Origin of the sequence: Isoptericola sp. NPDC056578 (assembly GCF_042793275.1) — a bacterium.
Lineage (GTDB): Bacteria > Actinomycetota > Actinomycetes > Actinomycetales > Cellulomonadaceae > Isoptericola.
Genome location: NZ_JBHTVC010000085.1, coordinates 1 through 14,730, shown reverse-complemented (window position 1 = coordinate 14,730; position 14,730 = coordinate 1). Strand labels below are relative to the sequence as shown.

Sequence of the window (14,730 nt, the reverse complement as noted above, 5' to 3'; positions counted from 1 at the left end):
GGATCCCACCCCCCGCTATCCGCTTACGCCCCCCGGCGTTAGGGGGGGCCCCGAGGCCCGGGGGCCCGCCCCCTTTCTGTGGGGGGTCGCCTTCTGCGTCTCGCGCGGAGCTTCTCTATCGCGGCGCCTGGCCGTCGCGCAGCTCCAGCTCCAGCACCACCTGGGTGCCGCCGCCCTCGCGCGCCTCCCAGTCGATGGTGCCGCCCAGCTCGTTCGTCACGAGCGTCTGCACGATCTGCGACCCCAGGCCGCTGCGCGACGCGCGGCCGAGGCTCGCGATGCCCTCCGGCATCCCCACGCCGTCGTCGGCGACGACCACGCGCATCGAGGCCCCGTCGCGCTGCACGTCGATCTCGACGTTGCCCGACTCCCGGCCGGGGAAGCCGTGCTCGACGGCGTTGGTGACGAGCTCGGTGAGCACGAGCGCGAGCGGGGTCGCGTCCTGGGCGGGCACCATCCCGAACGACCCGGACTGGCGGGTGCGCACCTGCGTGCGCGTCGAGGCGACGTCGGCGGCGAGCCGCAGCGCGCGGCTCAGCATGCCGTCGAGCTCCACGTTCTCGTCGAGGGTCTGCGACAGGGACTCGTGCACCATCGAGATGGTCGCGACCCGGCGCATCGCCTCCTCCAGCGCGGCCCGTGCCTCGGGCACGTCCATCCGGCGGGCCTGCAGCCGCAGCAGCGCGGCCACGGTGGCGAGGTTGTTCTTCACGCGGTGATGGATCTCGCGGATGGTCGCGTCCTTGGTCATGAGCTCGCGCTCACGACGGCGCAGCTCGGACACGTCGCGGCACAGCAGGACCGCGCCGATGCGCTGCCCGTGGTCCGTGAGCGGCAGGGCGCGCAGGGACAGCGCCACGCCCTTGGCCTCGATATCGGTGCGCCACGGCGCGCGGCCCATGACGACCAGCGGCAGCGACTCGTCCACCGTGTCCTGGTACTGCACGATGTCGGCGGTCACCTCGACCAGCGACTGCCCGACGAGCGGCCCGATGACCCCGAGCCGGTGGAAGCAGGACAGCGCGTTCGGGCTGGCGTAGAGCACCTCGCCCTCGGAGTTGAGGCGGATCAGCCCGTCGCCGACGCGCGGTGCGCCGCGGCGGGGCCCGGTGGCGGCGTTGGTCGCGGGGTACTCGCCGCGCGCGATCATCGCGAGGATGTCGTCGGCCGACTCCACGTAGTTGAGCTCGAGCCGGCTGGGCGTGCGGCCGGACCCCAGGTTGGTCTGCCGCGCGACGACCGCGATCGGCCGCCCGTCGTGCACCACCGGCACCGCCTCCTCGCGGACGGCGTAGGCGCCGAACCAGCGCGGCTCGCGGGAGCGCTGCGCGCGCACCTCCGTCATGGCGGCCGCGAGCTGCGGACGCTGCCCGTCGGGCGCGAACGACCCGACGATGTCGTCGTAGTGCACGGTCGCCCCGGTGGACGGGCGGCACTGGGCGAGCGCGACGAAGCCGCCGTCGGACGTGGGGAGCCACAGCACCAGGTCGGCGAAGGCGAGGTCGGACACGAGCTGCCAGTCGCCCACGAGGAGGTGCAGCCACTCGGCGTCTTCCTCGGAGAGGTCGGCGTTCTGGGCGATGAGGTCACTCATGGCGGACACGCCCACCAGCCTACGGGCGCTCTCCCCCCGCCCCCGCCTCGGTAGGGTGACCTCGTGCACCTGACCGTGGAGCTGACCTACGCGGCGGACGCGGACGCCGTCGTCGCGATGCTCGCCGACGAGGCGTTCATCCGCTGGCGGGCGCTGCGCGGCCCCGGCGGCCGCGTCGAGCAGGCGGACGTGACCGGCAGCCCGGCCGACGGCTTCACCATCGCGGTGCGGCGCACCCTGCCCACGGACCTCATCCCCGCGCAGGTGCGACCGTTCGTCGGCGACCACCTGGAGGTGCGCCAGGCGGAGGTGTGGGAGGCCCCCTCCGGCGGTCTGCGCACCGGGACCATCGCCGTCGAGATCGCCGGGGCACCCGTGCGGGTGATCGGGACGGTGCGCCTCGAGTCGACGGCGGACGGCGGCACGCGCCAGGTGTACGACGGCGAGGTCCGCGCGACGGTTCCCCTGTTCGGCGCCGCGGTGGCCGAGGCTGCCGCCCGGGCGGTCCGCTCGACCCTCGAGGCCGAGGGCGCGGCCGGCCAGGAGTGGCTCGCGGCGTCGACCGGACCGGGTGAAGACGGGTAACGATCCGGACACGCGCTCGGCGCGCAGGCCCCTGACCTGCACAGACGCCGCGCGCTCCGTCACAGAACGGCATCGACGCCCTCAGCGGGCTTGACTTTCGTCACCACCGACGGCCAGCATCATCACCTGGCCGTGGGAGCGCTACCACCATGGAGGTGGGAGCGCTACCAAACCTCCGTCTTTGCCCGACCCAGACAAGGGAGTCACCGTGCTCAGCAGCACCCGACCCACCCGCCGAACCCGTCGCGTCGTCGCGGCGACCGCCGGCGTCGCGACCCTCGCCCTCGCCCTGACCGCCTGCGGCGGCTCGGACGACGGCGACGACGCGGCCTCCGGTGACGAGAAGATCACCCTGACCGTCGCCACCTTCAACCAGTTCGGGTACACCGACGAGCTCCTCGCCTCGTACACCGAGGACCACCCGAACGTCACGGTCAAGCAGGTCACCGCCGCGACGTCCGAGGACGCGCGCAACAACCTCACGACCAAGCTCGCCGCCGGCGGCGAGGGCCTCGCCGACATCGAGGGCATCGAGGTCGACTGGCTGCCCGAGCTGATGCAGTTCCCCGACCTGTTCGAGGACCTGGGCGACCCGGCCCTCGACGGCCGGTGGGTGGACTGGAAGGTCCAGCAGGCCACGACGCCCGACGGCAAGCTCATCGGCTACGGCACGGACATCGGCCCCGAGGCCATCTGCTACCGCGCCGACCTCTTCGAGAAGGCCGGCCTGCCGACCGACCGCGAGGAGGTCGCCGACCTTCTCGGTGGCGCGGACGCCACGTGGGAGGACTACTTCGAGGCCGGCAAGAAGTTCGTCGCCAAGTCGGACTCGGCCTGGTTCGACGGCGCGGTGCCGACGTACCAGGGCATGGTGAACCAGCTCGAGGGCGCCTACGAGGACCCGGCGACGGGTGACCCCAAGGACCTCAAGACCAACCAGGAGATCAAGGACCTGTACGACCAGGTCCTGACCGCGTCCGTGGACGACGACCTGTCCGCGGGCCTCGAGCAGTGGGGCGACGACTGGGTCGCCGGCTTCCAGAACAACGCCTGGGCCACCATGCTCTGCCCGCCGTGGATGACCGCGTCGATCGAGCAGAACGCCGGCGGCGTCGAGGGCTGGGACGTCGCGGACGTCTTCCCGGGCGGCGGCGGCAACTGGGGCGGCTCGTTCCTCACCGTCCCCTCCTCCGGCGACAACGCCGCGGCGGCCAAGGAGCTCGCTGCCTGGCTGACCTCGCCCGAGGTCCAGACCCAGGCGTACGAGAACGCCAACACGTTCCCGTCGCAGCTCGACGCCCAGGCGTCCGACGCCGTGCAGGACTCGACGAACGACTTCTTCAACGACGCCCCGGTCGGCCCGATCTTCTCGGCCCGCGCCCAGGCGATCGAGGGTGCCCCGTTCAAGGGCAAGAACTACTTCGCGATCCACACGGCCGTGCAGAACGCGCTCAACCGCGTGGACCTCAACGGTGACGACGCGGAGAAGAGCTGGCAGGGCGCCCTCGACGAGTACGCCTCGCTCGGGCTCTGACCCCCTGACCAGTCCCTGACCCCCGCCGCACCGCCGGGCGGGCCCGCCGAGACACGCTCTCGGGGGGGCGGCCCGGCGGCCCGCGGCCCCGCGGGCCCCCGCAGCACCCCAAGGGCCGCCGCGCCCCCCCCCACCCCCCCCCCCCACGGCACCCGCCCCGGCGTCTGACCCCGCCGCTCCCCGCCCTGGGCGGGCCTGCCCGGCGGCCGGCGGACCGGCGAGCACAGGAAGCAGCAGATGGCCGTCCTCTCCCCCACCCAGCCCACGCACCGACGGGGTGCGACCGGGCCACGTCCTCCCCGACGCGTCGGTTTCACCCAGCGCCTCGGCCGCTGGGACGTGAAGGTCTCCCCGTACCTGTACATCTCGCCGTTCTTCCTGCTGTTCGCGCTCACCGGCCTGTTCCCGCTCGGGTACACGCTGTTCGTGTCGCTGTACGACTGGAACCTGCTCGGCGGCCAGGGCGAGTTCACGGGGCTGGAGAACTACGCCGCCGTCCTGGCGCAGCCCCTGTTCTGGAAGTCCCTGGTCAACACGTTCTCGATCTTCGTCTTCTCGAGCATCCCGCAGGTGATCCTCGCGATCACGATCGCGGCCCTGCTCGACCAGAACCTGCGCGCCGCCACCTTCTGGCGCATGGGCGTGCTGATCCCCTACGTCGTCGCGCCGGTCGCGGTCTCCATGATCTTCGGACGGCTGTTCGCCGACGACTACGGCCTCATCAACGAGCTGCTCGGGTTCGTCGGCGTCGACCCGATCGGCTGGCACACCGACCGCGTCGCCAGCCACGTCGCCATCGCCAGCATGGTGAACTTCCGCTGGACCGGCTACAACGCGCTCATCTTCCTCGCCGCCATGCAGGCCGTGCCCCGCGAGCTCTACGAGGCGGCCGTCATCGACGGCGCGGGCCGCGCGCGGCAGTTCTTCTCCATCACCGTGCCGCAGATCCGCGCCACGATCATCTTCGTCGTCATCACCTCGACCATCGGTGGCCTGCAGATCTTCGACGAGGTCCGCATGTTCGACCCGAAGGGCCTCGGCGGACCGGACCAGGACTGGATGACCACCGTCGTCTACCTGTACGACGTCGCGTGGGGCAACCAGAAGAACCTCGGCCGCGCGTCGGCGGTCGCGCTGCTGCTCTTCCTGCTGATCATCGTCATCGGCATGGTCAACTTCCTCATCACGCAGCGGATCGCGACCTCCGGCCCGAAGAAGGTGAAGGTGGGCCGCCGGCACACCCGTCGCCTCGCGGCGGACGCCCGGGTCGCGCAGGCGACCGGTGCGACCGGCCCCGCGGGCGGGGGCGCGAACCAGGGGCCCCCGCGACCGCCCACCTTCCCCCCGACCACCTCGACCACCGACCGGGAGGACCGCCGATGAGCTCCGTCGCCGTCACCGCCCAGACCGCCGGCCGGGGCGCCGCCCGCGCGGCCACCAAGCGCCGGAACCGCGGCTCGCGGGCCACCCGCAGCGCACAGCGCCGTCCCGGCTGGGTCACCTACGCCCTGCTCGGGGTCACGCTGCTGATCTCGATCTTCCCGCTGTACTTCACGCTGCTGCTCGGGTCGTCCGACCCGGTCACGATCGCGAAGAACGCGGTGCCGCAGTGGCTGCCCGACACGAGCCTGTTCCAGCAGTTCGCCACCGTGATCGAGTCCACCCGGATCAACTTCTGGAAGGCCCTCACCAACTCGGTGATCGTCTCCGTGCTCACCTCGCTGTCGGTGGTGCTGTTCTCCACGCTCGCCGGCTACTCGTTCGCCAAGCTGCGCTTCCGCGGTCGTGGCCCCCTGCTGGTCTTCGTCATCGCCACGATGGCCGTGCCCACCCAGCTCGGCGTCATCCCGATGTACATCCTCATGACGGACCTGGGCTGGATCGGCAAGCTGCAGGCCGTCATCGTGCCCGCCCTCGTCACCGCGTTCGGCGTCTTCTGGATGACGCAGTACCTGTCCGAGGCGCTGCCGTACGAGCTCATCGAGGCGGCCCGCGTGGACGGCGCGTCCATGATCCGCACGTTCTGGTCCGTGGCCCTGCCGGCCGCGCGACCCGCCGCCGCGATGCTCGGACTGTTCACGTTCGTCCAGCAGTGGACCAACTTCTTCTGGCCGTCCATCGTGCTGAACAGCGAGAACCCGACCCTCCCGTTGGTGGTGCAGTCGCTGCAGGCCAACTTCTTCGTCGACTACTCGCTCGTGATGGCCGGCATCTTCCTCGTGACGCTGCCGCTGCTGGTGATCTTCGCCTTCGTCGGCAAGCAGCTGGTCGCGGGCATCATGGCCGGCGCCGTCAAGGGCTGACCCGCCGGCGCCCCCGCCTGACGTCACGCCCACGCAGCCGCACCGTCGTGCGGCTGCGTGGGCCCACCACCGATGGAAAGATCCGAATTCATGACCCTCCCCACCCCCGGCGCGCGCCGGGCGGCCCCCGGCACGACCGTGCCGTTCACGCCCAGCACCCCCCTCACGAGCTCCCCGCACGCGACCGGGGCGGTCACGTTCCCCGACGGCTTCCTCTGGGGCACCGCCACGGCCGCCTTCCAGATCGAGGGCGCGTCCACGGAGGGCGGCCGCGAGGACTCGGTCTGGGACGCGTTCTGCCGCATCCCCGGCGCCGTGGTGAACGGCGACGACGGTTCCGTGGCCGACGACCACTACCACCGCTACCGCGAGGACGTGGCGCTCATGCGGCGCCTGAACCTCGACGCGTACCGGTTCTCGACGTCGTGGGCCCGGGTGGTCCCGGACGGCAAGACGGTCAACCAGGAGGGCCTGGACTTCTACTCGCGCCTCGTCGACGAGCTGCTCGCCGCCGACGTGCTGCCCTGGCTGACGCTGTACCACTGGGACCTGCCGCAGGCGCTGGAGGAGCTGGGCGGCTGGCCGAACCGGGACACCGCGGCCCGCTTCGTCGACTACGCCGTGACGATGCACGAAGCCCTGGGCGACCGGGTGAAGGTCTGGACGACGCTCAACGAGCCGTGGTGCTCCGCGTTCCTCGGCTACACCGCGGGCGCGCACGCCCCCGGTCGCAAGTCCCCGGCGGACGGCCTCGCCGCGGCCCACCACCTCATGCTCGCCCACGGCGGTGCCGTCCGGGCGCTGCGCGAGCGCGACCCGGAGGCCGTGCTCGGCCTCACGCTCAACTTCACCGTCTCCGACCCCGTCGACCCGACGGACCCGGCGGACGTCGACGTCGCGCGCCGCGACGACGGCATGTTCAACCGCTTCTTCCTCGACCCGATCCTGCGCGGCGCCTACCCGCAGGACCTGCTCGACGACGTCGCGCACCTCGGGTTCGCCGACGTCGTGCGCGAGGGCGACCTCGACGTGATCTCCACGTCGATCGACGTGCTCGGCGTGAACTACTACAACGGCGGCGCCGTCTCCGCCCGGCCCCAGGGCGCCGCGGGCGAGACGCCCGCGGGCACGGCCGACCCCGGCGGCGAGCGCGTCGACGCCGCGGTGTGGGAGACCCGCTCCCCCAACCCGGTGCCCGACGGCATCTACCACCACAGCCGCGGCCTGCCGCTCACCGACATGGGCTGGGAGGTGCAGCCGGAGGGCCTCACCCGTCTGCTGACGCGGCTGCAGCGCGACTACACCGGCCCCCGTGGCACCTCGATGTACGTCACCGAGAACGGCGCCGCGTACCCCGACGTCGTGCAGGCCGACGGCCGCGTCGACGACCCGGACCGCCTCGCGTTCGTCGACGTGCACCTGCGCGCCGTCCGCGACGCGATCGACGCCGGCGTCGACGTGCGCGGCTACTTCGCCTGGTCGCTGCTGGACAACTTCGAGTGGGCCCTCGGCTACTCCAAGCGCTTCGGCCTGGTGCACGTCGACTACGAGACGCAGGAGCGCACCGTGAAGTCCTCCGGACACTGGTACGGCGAGGTCGCCCGCACGGGCGTCGTGCCGGCACGCGACGGCGCGGACGCAGAGTAGTCTCCGGACGTGGTCATCGAGCATGCCAGCCCGACGCTGGACGACGTCGCCAGGGCCGCGGGGGTCTCGCGGTCCACGGCCTCGCGCGCCATCAACGGCGGTGACCGGGTGTCGCCCGAGGCGCAGACCGCCGTCGACGACGCCGTCGCCCGGCTCGGGTACGCCCCGAACCGGGCGGCCCGCTCGCTGGTCACCCGTCGCACCGACTCGATCGCCCTCGTGGTGCCCGAGCCCGACGCCCGCATCCTCACCGACCCGTTCCTCGCGGGCGTGCTGCGCGGCGTCAGCGAGGGGCTGACCGGCACGGAGCTGCAGCTCGTGCTGCTGCTCGCCCGGCCGGGCGAGCCGCCGGGCCACATCGCGCGCTACCTGCGGTCGGGGCACGTGGACGGCGTCATCGTGGCGTCGCACCACCGAGAGGACCAGCTCGAGTCCGAGCTGATGCGCTCGCACCTGCCGTCGGTGTTCGTGGGACGGCCGTTCGACACCGAGTCCCTGCACTTCGTCGACGTGGACAACGCCTCGGGCGGGCGCACCGCCACGCAGCGCCTCGTGGACCGCGGCTGCACCCGGGTCGCCACCATCACCGGCCCGCTCGACATGACCGCGGCCGTCGACCGTCACGACGCCTGGCAGCACACGCTCGAGGACGCCGGGCTGCCGGCCACCGCTGTCGAGAACGGCGACTTCACCGTGGCGGGCGGCGCGGCCGCGATGGAGCGGATCCTGGCACGGCACCCCGACGTCGACGGGGTGTTCGCCGCGTCGGACCTCATGGCCACGGGCGCGCTCCAGGTGCTGCGCGAGTCCGGCCGGCGGGTGCCCGACGACGTCGCCCTGGTGGGGTTCGACGCCCTCGGCGCCGAGCGGACGACGCCGCGACTGACGACCGTGCTGCAGCCCGTCGTCGAGATGGTCACGGCCGCGACCGCGACCCTGCTCGACGTCCTCGGCGGGGCCGACGTGCCCGCCGAGCCCCAGATCTTCGTGCCGCGCCTCGTCGAGGGCGAGTCGGCCTGACCGTCGCTACGGTCGTGCCCATGAGCGACGCGCCCGCGGCCCAGACCTTCACCACTACCCTGCTCGCGACCGGCGGCAACAACGTCGGGCTGCCCGTGCCGGACACCGTCGTCGCGGCGTTCGGGCGCGGCCGGCGGGTCCCGGTCGTCGTGACGGTCGACGGCGGCTACACCTACCGCACCACCGTGTCGTCGATGGGCGGGCGCTTCCTGGTCTCGTTCAACGCCGAGACCCGCGCGGCCACCGGCCGCGGCGCCGGCGACGAGGTCGAGGTGCGGCTCAAGGTCGACGACGTGCCCCGCACGGTCGAGGTGCCGCCCGCCCTGGCGTCCGCGCTCGCCGCCGACCCCGCGGCCACCGCCGCCTGGGGCAAGCTGTCGCCGAGCAGGCAGAAGGCGCACGCCCTCAGCGTGGACGGCGCCAGGACCGACGAGACCCGCGACCGCCGTGTCGCGAAGGTGCTGGAGTCGCTCGCCGGCTGAGAGGCCTCCCGCCCCGGCGCGTACGACGGCGGCCCGCCAGAGTGCTCTGACGGGCCGCCGTGGTGTGTGTCGGGCGCGAACGGTCAGTCGCGCCGCGGGGTGTCGTCGTCCACACCGATGGCCGTCTGCAGGGCCTCGCGGTAGTCGGCGGCGAGCTGCGACGGATTCTTGCCCAGCTGCGAGTTGCGGTAGCCGTACAGGAAGTAGATCGCGAAGCCGAGCGCGAGCCACACCAGGAACCGCAGCCACGTCTCGACGTCCAGCTGCAGCATGAGCCACAGGCACAGCACGCCCGAGACGATCGGCAGCACCGGCGACCACGGCACCTTGAAGTGGTCGGCCTTGACCTCCCCGCCGCCGGCCTTGAGCTGGCGACGACGCAGGATCGGGATGCCGAAGCTCACCAGCACGAAGGCCGACAGGGTGCCGATGTTCACCATGTTGCCGAGCACGTCGACGGAGAAGAAGCAGGTGACGACGACCAGGAGCACGGCGGTGCCGACCTGGATCGTCACGGGGGTGCCGCGCTTCTCCGACGTCTTCGACATGCCGCGGGGCAGCAGGCCGTCACGGCTCATCGCGAAGACGATGCGGGTGAGGCCGAGCATGAGCACCATGACCACGGTGGTGAGGCCGACGAGGATGCCCACCGTGATGACCTGGGTGGCCCAGGTGGGGGCGTTCTCCTGCAGCTGGAACGCGGTGATGATCGTCGCGGACGCGCCGCCGTCGGGGGTGGCGTCGCGCAGCTGCTGCGGGGTGGCCATGCCGGAGAGCGCGATCGACACGGCGATGTAGAGGCCGGTGCAGATGGCGAGGCCGCCGAGGATGCCGCGGGGGACGTTCCGCCGCGGGTTCTTGGTCTCCTCCGCCGCGGTGGCGACGACGTCGAAACCGATGAACGCGAAGAACACGGTGCCGGCACCCGCGAGGATGCCCATCACGCCGCCCACGGAGAGCTCGGCGCCGGCCATCCAGGAGAAGAGGGTCTGCGTCATCGTGGTGTTGTGCGTCGTGGACTCGCCGAACGACTCCGGGCTCGGCACGAACGGGCTGAGGTTGGACGCGCTGAAGAACGCGAAGCCGACCACGATGATGAGCAGCACGATCGCGACCTTGATGGCCGTGAGGACGCCGGTGACGCGCGTCGAGAGCTTGGTGCCGACGGCGAGCAGCGTCGCCAGCACGACGATGAGGATCGCGGTGCCCCAGTCGAAGGAGACGCCGCCGAGGCTCACGGTGTTGTGGATGCCGGAGGCGACGCCCTCGGAGTCGACGCCGCCGAGGCCGAAGACGTTGAGGAAGTTGTCGAAGTAGAGGCCCCACGCCTTCGCCACGACGGACGCGGCGAAGAACATCTCCAGGATGAGGTCCCAGCCGATGATCCACGCGAGCAGCTCGCCCATCGACGCGTACGAGAACGTGTACGCGGAGCCCGCCACCGGCATGTACGACGCGAACTCGGCGTAGCACAACGCCGCCAGGGCGCACACGACGCCGGCGATGACGAACGAGATCACGACCGACGGGCCGGTCTGCGTGGCCGACACCTGCGCGGCCTTCGAGAAGATTCCGGCGCCGATCACCACCGAGATGCCGAGGACCATGAGGTCCCAGGCGCCGAGGGTCCGCTTGAGCTGGCGCTGGGGCTCGTCGGACGCCGCGATCGTGGCTTCGATCGAGCGCCTCCGCATGAGCTGCATCGTTGAGGCTCCTTACTGGAGTGGTCTGTACCACCGGGTCTCGGCGGCCGGGAGACCTTACACCGCCCGGCTGCCTCCGTGAACGGGGTGTTCAGCGCTGCTCGCCTTGTCACCACCATCCCCCAGTCGGCCGCTCCCGGCGCGCAGAACGGCGTGCGTGGCGTCGTCGGCCCGCAAGAGCCGCGGGACGGCGGTCACGGCCTGGCGGCGTCGAGGTCCGCGGAGCGTGCGGTGATCCAGGCGTCCACGCGCTCCCACTGCTCGAAGAGCCACAGCTCCCGACCCTCGACGTCGGCAGGGAGGTCGCCGACGCGCACCAGGGTGCCGCCGAGCACGATCGTCTTGTCCATCGGCAGCTCGCGCCAGATGTCCTTGACCGTGACGAGACGGTCCAGGCCCGTGTGCGCGACGACCAGCACGGCGGCGTCGGGCGCGACGGCGTCGAGCGCGGACAGGAAACCGCCCGCGTGCGGCACCATGACGTGCGGCATGCGCTCGGCCCGGTCGGCGAGGGCGTCCTTGCCGTGGGCACGGAGCGCGTCGATCCGCTGCGCGCGGCGCCGGGGCGTCACGTTGCCCCCCTCGGGGAACAGCACGAGGGCGTCGCCGGGCCCCAGGTCGGCCGAGATGCGCGTGATGGTCTCCGCGGCGCCGGGCTGCCCCGATCTCCGCCGCGCGACGGGCGTGACGAAGGCCGCGGGCAGCCGGCCCAGGAGCACGTCGATCGCCGGGTCCCACTGGAGCGTGTCCTTGAGGACGATGGCGGGCGCGCGGCGGGCGCGACCGAGGAGGACGTCGACCAGGATGAACGAGTCCCCCGGACCGGCGTGCCGGCTGAGCACGAGGACGGGGACGTCGGGCAGCCTCGCCCCCTTCTCGACCTCGACGACGATGGTCAGCCGGAGCGTCCACCGCACCTGCCAGAAGAGGACGGCCAGCGCGGCCCGCGCCACGGCGACGTGCGCCCGCTGCACCCAGGGGCGGTGCATCGCCAGCCCGAACCCGGACGCCACCCACAGCCCGAACAGCACCACCAGTGCGGCGGCGTCCCACAGCACGTAGAACGACAGCATCCACAGCAGGCGCACCACCCGCAGCCGGCCCGGCAGCAGCCAGGTCAGCGCGGCGCCGACGACCAGGGCGAGCATGATCGACGTCGGCACCAGGAGCACCGCCAGCAGCACCACGAGCGGCGCCAGCACGACCCGCCGGACCCAGCGGGGCGGGGGCGCGATCACGGCTGCCCAGCCGCGTCCGGCGGCGTCGGCCCCGGTGCCGGTCCCGGCGGGGCTGCCGCGAGGTAGTCCCGCGCGGCGGCGTACGACTGGGCGATGCGTGACGCGGTGGAGTCCATGCGCCGGAACGCGCCGAGCTTCTCGTCCCCCGGCAGCGCGCCGCCGGTCGGCAGCACGTGCACGGTCGCGACCCGGCGGGCCTCCTCCAGCTCCCGGAAGTAGCGGTGCCGCCGCGCGATCTCGAAGCTCACGCGCGCGACGTCGGACGGCTTGGACGGGACGGTGAGCGGCTCCTCGACCCGCCCCACCTGCAGCACGTAGACCGTGGTCGCGCCGCGGCGCACGGCCTCGCCGAGCGGGATGGAGTTCACCATGCCGCCGTCCACGTAGTGCTCGCCGCCGATCTCGGTGGGCGGCAGCGCGCCCGGCACCGACGCCGAGGCGAGCACCGCCTCGACCAGCGGCCCGGAGTCGAACCAGTGCTCCGACGCCCGCTCGATGCTCGCCGCGGCGACCACGAGGGGCACGGTCAGGTCCTCGAAGGTGGTGCGCTCCCCCAGGGTGCCCGCGATGAGCCGGCGCAGCGCGGCCGGGTCGTACAGGTGGGTGCGGGACTTGGCGAGGCGGCCGAGCTGTCGGTACCAGGCCTCGCCGTAGACCTCGTTCGCCGTCGGGGACGCCCACGCGGCACCGAGGCGGTCGACGACGGCGATGCTCGGGTCGGCGGCGACCGCGGCGCCGTTGATCGCGCCGATCGACGTGCCGACCACGAGGCCGGGCGTCACCCCCGCCTCGAACAGCGCCTGCAGCATGCCCACCTGGACCGCCCCGCGCACCCCGCCGCCGCCGAGCACGAACGCCACCGTCATGGCCGCGATCGTGCCACGACGTCGCACCGACGGCATCGGGACGGCATCGGGACGGCATCAGCGCCGCACCACGGGTCGCGCTACTGGACGAGGACCTGCGCCTCGCCGATGGCGAGGGTCGACTCGCGCGTCTGGGCGGGCACGTCGATCGTGCCGGTCACCCCGCCGCCGGCCCACTCCACGGTCCAGTACGCCGTCCCCGTCACCGTGATGTTGCCGGAGCGATGGCTCTGCGCCCCGTCGAACCCGCACGTCGGGGACGGGCGGGCGTCGTTGCTCACGGCCTCCGACCAGGGGGTGCCGGGCGCGCGGTCGCCCGCGCAGGTCGTGCGGGCGTACAAGGTCCCCGTGTCGGCGTCGGTCAGGGTCCACTCGATCCGGCTCAGCGTGCCGTCGGCCGTGACGGTCAGCCCGCCGTCCGTCTCGCTGCGCGTGATCGGCCCCGTCGTGTTGTCCGCCGGGTTCGACACCCACAGCCACACCGGCATCCCGACGATCCCGATCGCGGCCCCGTCGACCTCCGTCGATGGGGGCGTCGAGCCGATCTCGCCCATCGTCAGCTGCATGCGCGCCACCGCGCGCTCCGCCAGCTCCAGCGGCGACGGGCCGACCTCCGTGGGCGGCGGGTCTTCCTGCCACAGGCGGAACGGCGCGCACAGGTACGTGTAGTTCTCGACGTCGTCGAGGCACTCGTCCTCGGGCGGCACGCAGGCGACGATGTAGCCCTCCGTCTTGCCGTCCCAGATCTTGTCGTCCTTCGGCGGCGGCGGCGAGATCAGCTTCATGTAGCACCCGCGCTCGCTGTTGTAGACGGCGCCGCTCTTCATGCACGGGATGACGTGCGAGCCGTACTTGCACTCGCGGACGGAGCCGTCGCCGCCTCCGTCGCCGCCTCCGTCACCGTCGTCGCCGTCCTCCCCCGGGCACTGCCCGTCGACCACGACGTTGCCGTCGTTGTCGGTGCCGCCATTACCGGTGCAGGGGGCGGCGACGGCGGGCGCAGAGGTCGCGACCGTCGGCGCGACGGCCGCGCCGGTGAACAGCATCAGCACGGCCAGGACCCGCGCCACCCGCCTCAGCACGACTGCTCCGTGTCCGCCTCGCGGCTGTCGATGCCCCATCGGTCCTCCCCGCGCGCGCTCATCGTGTAGACGACCGTGAACCGCTCCGGCACCCCCTCGGCCCGGGGGACCTTCGCCCCGTCCTCGTCGAGGGTCGTGACGCCGGAGGTGTCGTTGCAGACCTCGAGGGTCACCCGCTCGTCGCCCGGCGAGTCCCCGCCCGGGTCGAAGTCGCTGGCCTGCACGTCCGTGAAGGTCGCGGCGCCCTCGGTCTTCCAGCCGTCGGCGACGCGCTGCTCGTACGTCGTCCGCTGGGCCTGCCACTGCTCGTCGTCGGTCCAGAAGCCCTGCATCATCTGCCAGCTCGCGAAGCCGTCGTTGCCGACCTTCGCACCGAGGTCGTAGAAGTCCTGCAGCGTCTGCTCGGCGGCCTCGACAGCCTGCTGCTCGGCCGCGTCCACGGTGGGCGAGGGGCTCGGGCTGGCCGGCAGGACGGCGGCGGGTTCGTCGGCCTCCGGCGAGCAGGCCCCGAGGACACCGACAGCCACGACGAGCGCGCCGGCCACGAGGGCAGCGCGCGTCCGGGTCTGGTGCATGGGGATCCTCGGCTCGGGTGCCGCTCGATGCGCGCGGACACGTCGTGGGGGTGTGTCGCGCGCCAGGATAGCGCTCGAGCCCGCCGCGGGACGGAGGTGTC

13 protein-coding genes are annotated in these 14,730 nt (G+C 72.6%); 7 read left to right on the top strand and 6 right to left on the bottom strand.

Annotated features, from left to right (window positions below):
• Positions 1-115: 115 nt before the first annotated feature.
• Positions 116-1,594, bottom strand: a complete 1,479-nt coding sequence (locus ACFQ80_RS21380; RefSeq protein ID WP_430549037.1) for a sensor histidine kinase — start codon at positions 1,592-1,594, stop codon at positions 116-118.
• A gap of 63 nt (positions 1,595-1,657) precedes the next feature.
• Between ACFQ80_RS21380 and ACFQ80_RS21375 the strand changes: the two genes are divergently transcribed.
• From ACFQ80_RS21375 to ACFQ80_RS21345, 7 genes are all read left to right on the top strand, one after another.
• Positions 1,658-2,179, top strand: coding sequence for a DUF2505 domain-containing protein (locus ACFQ80_RS21375; RefSeq protein ID WP_430565064.1), 522 nt, complete (start codon positions 1,658-1,660; stop codon positions 2,177-2,179).
• 208 nt (positions 2,180-2,387) lie between these two features.
• Positions 2,388-3,713: an ABC transporter substrate-binding protein gene (locus tag ACFQ80_RS21370; protein ID WP_430548909.1), complete on the top strand. Its 1,326-nt coding sequence runs from the start codon at positions 2,388-2,390 to the stop codon at positions 3,711-3,713.
• Between the two features lie 237 nt (positions 3,714-3,950).
• Positions 3,951-5,096, top strand: coding sequence for a carbohydrate ABC transporter permease (locus ACFQ80_RS21365; RefSeq protein WP_430565063.1), 1,146 nt, complete (start codon positions 3,951-3,953; stop codon positions 5,094-5,096).
• The gene (locus ACFQ80_RS21360; protein ID WP_430565062.1) at positions 5,093-6,016 is read left to right on the top strand and encodes a carbohydrate ABC transporter permease; all 924 of its coding nucleotides are present in this window, start codon (positions 5,093-5,095) and stop codon (positions 6,014-6,016) included. Before ACFQ80_RS21365 ends, ACFQ80_RS21360 begins: the two co-directional genes overlap by 4 nt.
• A gap of 90 nt (positions 6,017-6,106) precedes the next feature.
• Complete coding sequence (locus tag ACFQ80_RS21355) at positions 6,107-7,663, top strand: glycoside hydrolase family 1 protein (RefSeq protein ID WP_430565061.1); 1,557 nt, start codon at positions 6,107-6,109, stop codon at positions 7,661-7,663.
• 15 nt (positions 7,664-7,678) lie between these two features.
• Entirely contained in the window at positions 7,679-8,683 is a 1,005-nt protein-coding gene (locus ACFQ80_RS21350) for a LacI family DNA-binding transcriptional regulator (protein ID WP_430549036.1), read from the top strand.
• Between the two features lie 20 nt (positions 8,684-8,703).
• The gene (locus ACFQ80_RS21345) at positions 8,704-9,165 is read left to right on the top strand and encodes a YdeI/OmpD-associated family protein (RefSeq protein WP_430565060.1); all 462 of its coding nucleotides are present in this window, start codon (positions 8,704-8,706) and stop codon (positions 9,163-9,165) included.
• An 83-nt stretch (positions 9,166-9,248) separates the two neighbouring features.
• Here the strand turns inward: ACFQ80_RS21345 and ACFQ80_RS21340 are convergent, their stop codons facing one another.
• The 5 genes from ACFQ80_RS21340 to ACFQ80_RS21320 all read right to left on the bottom strand — a co-directional run bounded on the left by ACFQ80_RS21340 (position 9,249) and on the right by ACFQ80_RS21320 (position 14,629).
• Positions 9,249-10,868, bottom strand: coding sequence for an APC family permease (locus ACFQ80_RS21340; protein WP_430548904.1), 1,620 nt, complete (start codon positions 10,866-10,868; stop codon positions 9,249-9,251).
• Between the two features lie 194 nt (positions 10,869-11,062).
• On the bottom strand, positions 11,063-12,106 hold the full coding sequence (locus tag ACFQ80_RS21335) for a 1-acyl-sn-glycerol-3-phosphate acyltransferase (RefSeq protein WP_430565059.1): 1,044 nt from the start codon (positions 12,104-12,106) through the stop codon (positions 11,063-11,065).
• Positions 12,103-12,972, bottom strand: a complete 870-nt coding sequence (locus ACFQ80_RS21330) for a patatin-like phospholipase family protein (RefSeq protein WP_430548902.1) — start codon at positions 12,970-12,972, stop codon at positions 12,103-12,105. Before ACFQ80_RS21330 ends, ACFQ80_RS21335 begins: the two co-directional genes overlap by 4 nt.
• Before the next feature lie 80 nt (positions 12,973-13,052).
• Positions 13,053-14,054, bottom strand: a complete 1,002-nt coding sequence (locus ACFQ80_RS21325; protein WP_430565058.1) for a hypothetical protein — start codon at positions 14,052-14,054, stop codon at positions 13,053-13,055.
• A complete protein-coding gene (locus ACFQ80_RS21320; protein ID WP_430548900.1) occupies positions 14,048-14,629 on the bottom strand; it encodes a hypothetical protein in 582 nt (193 codons plus the stop codon). Before ACFQ80_RS21320 ends, ACFQ80_RS21325 begins: the two co-directional genes overlap by 7 nt.
• Positions 14,630-14,730: the final 101 nt, after the last annotated feature.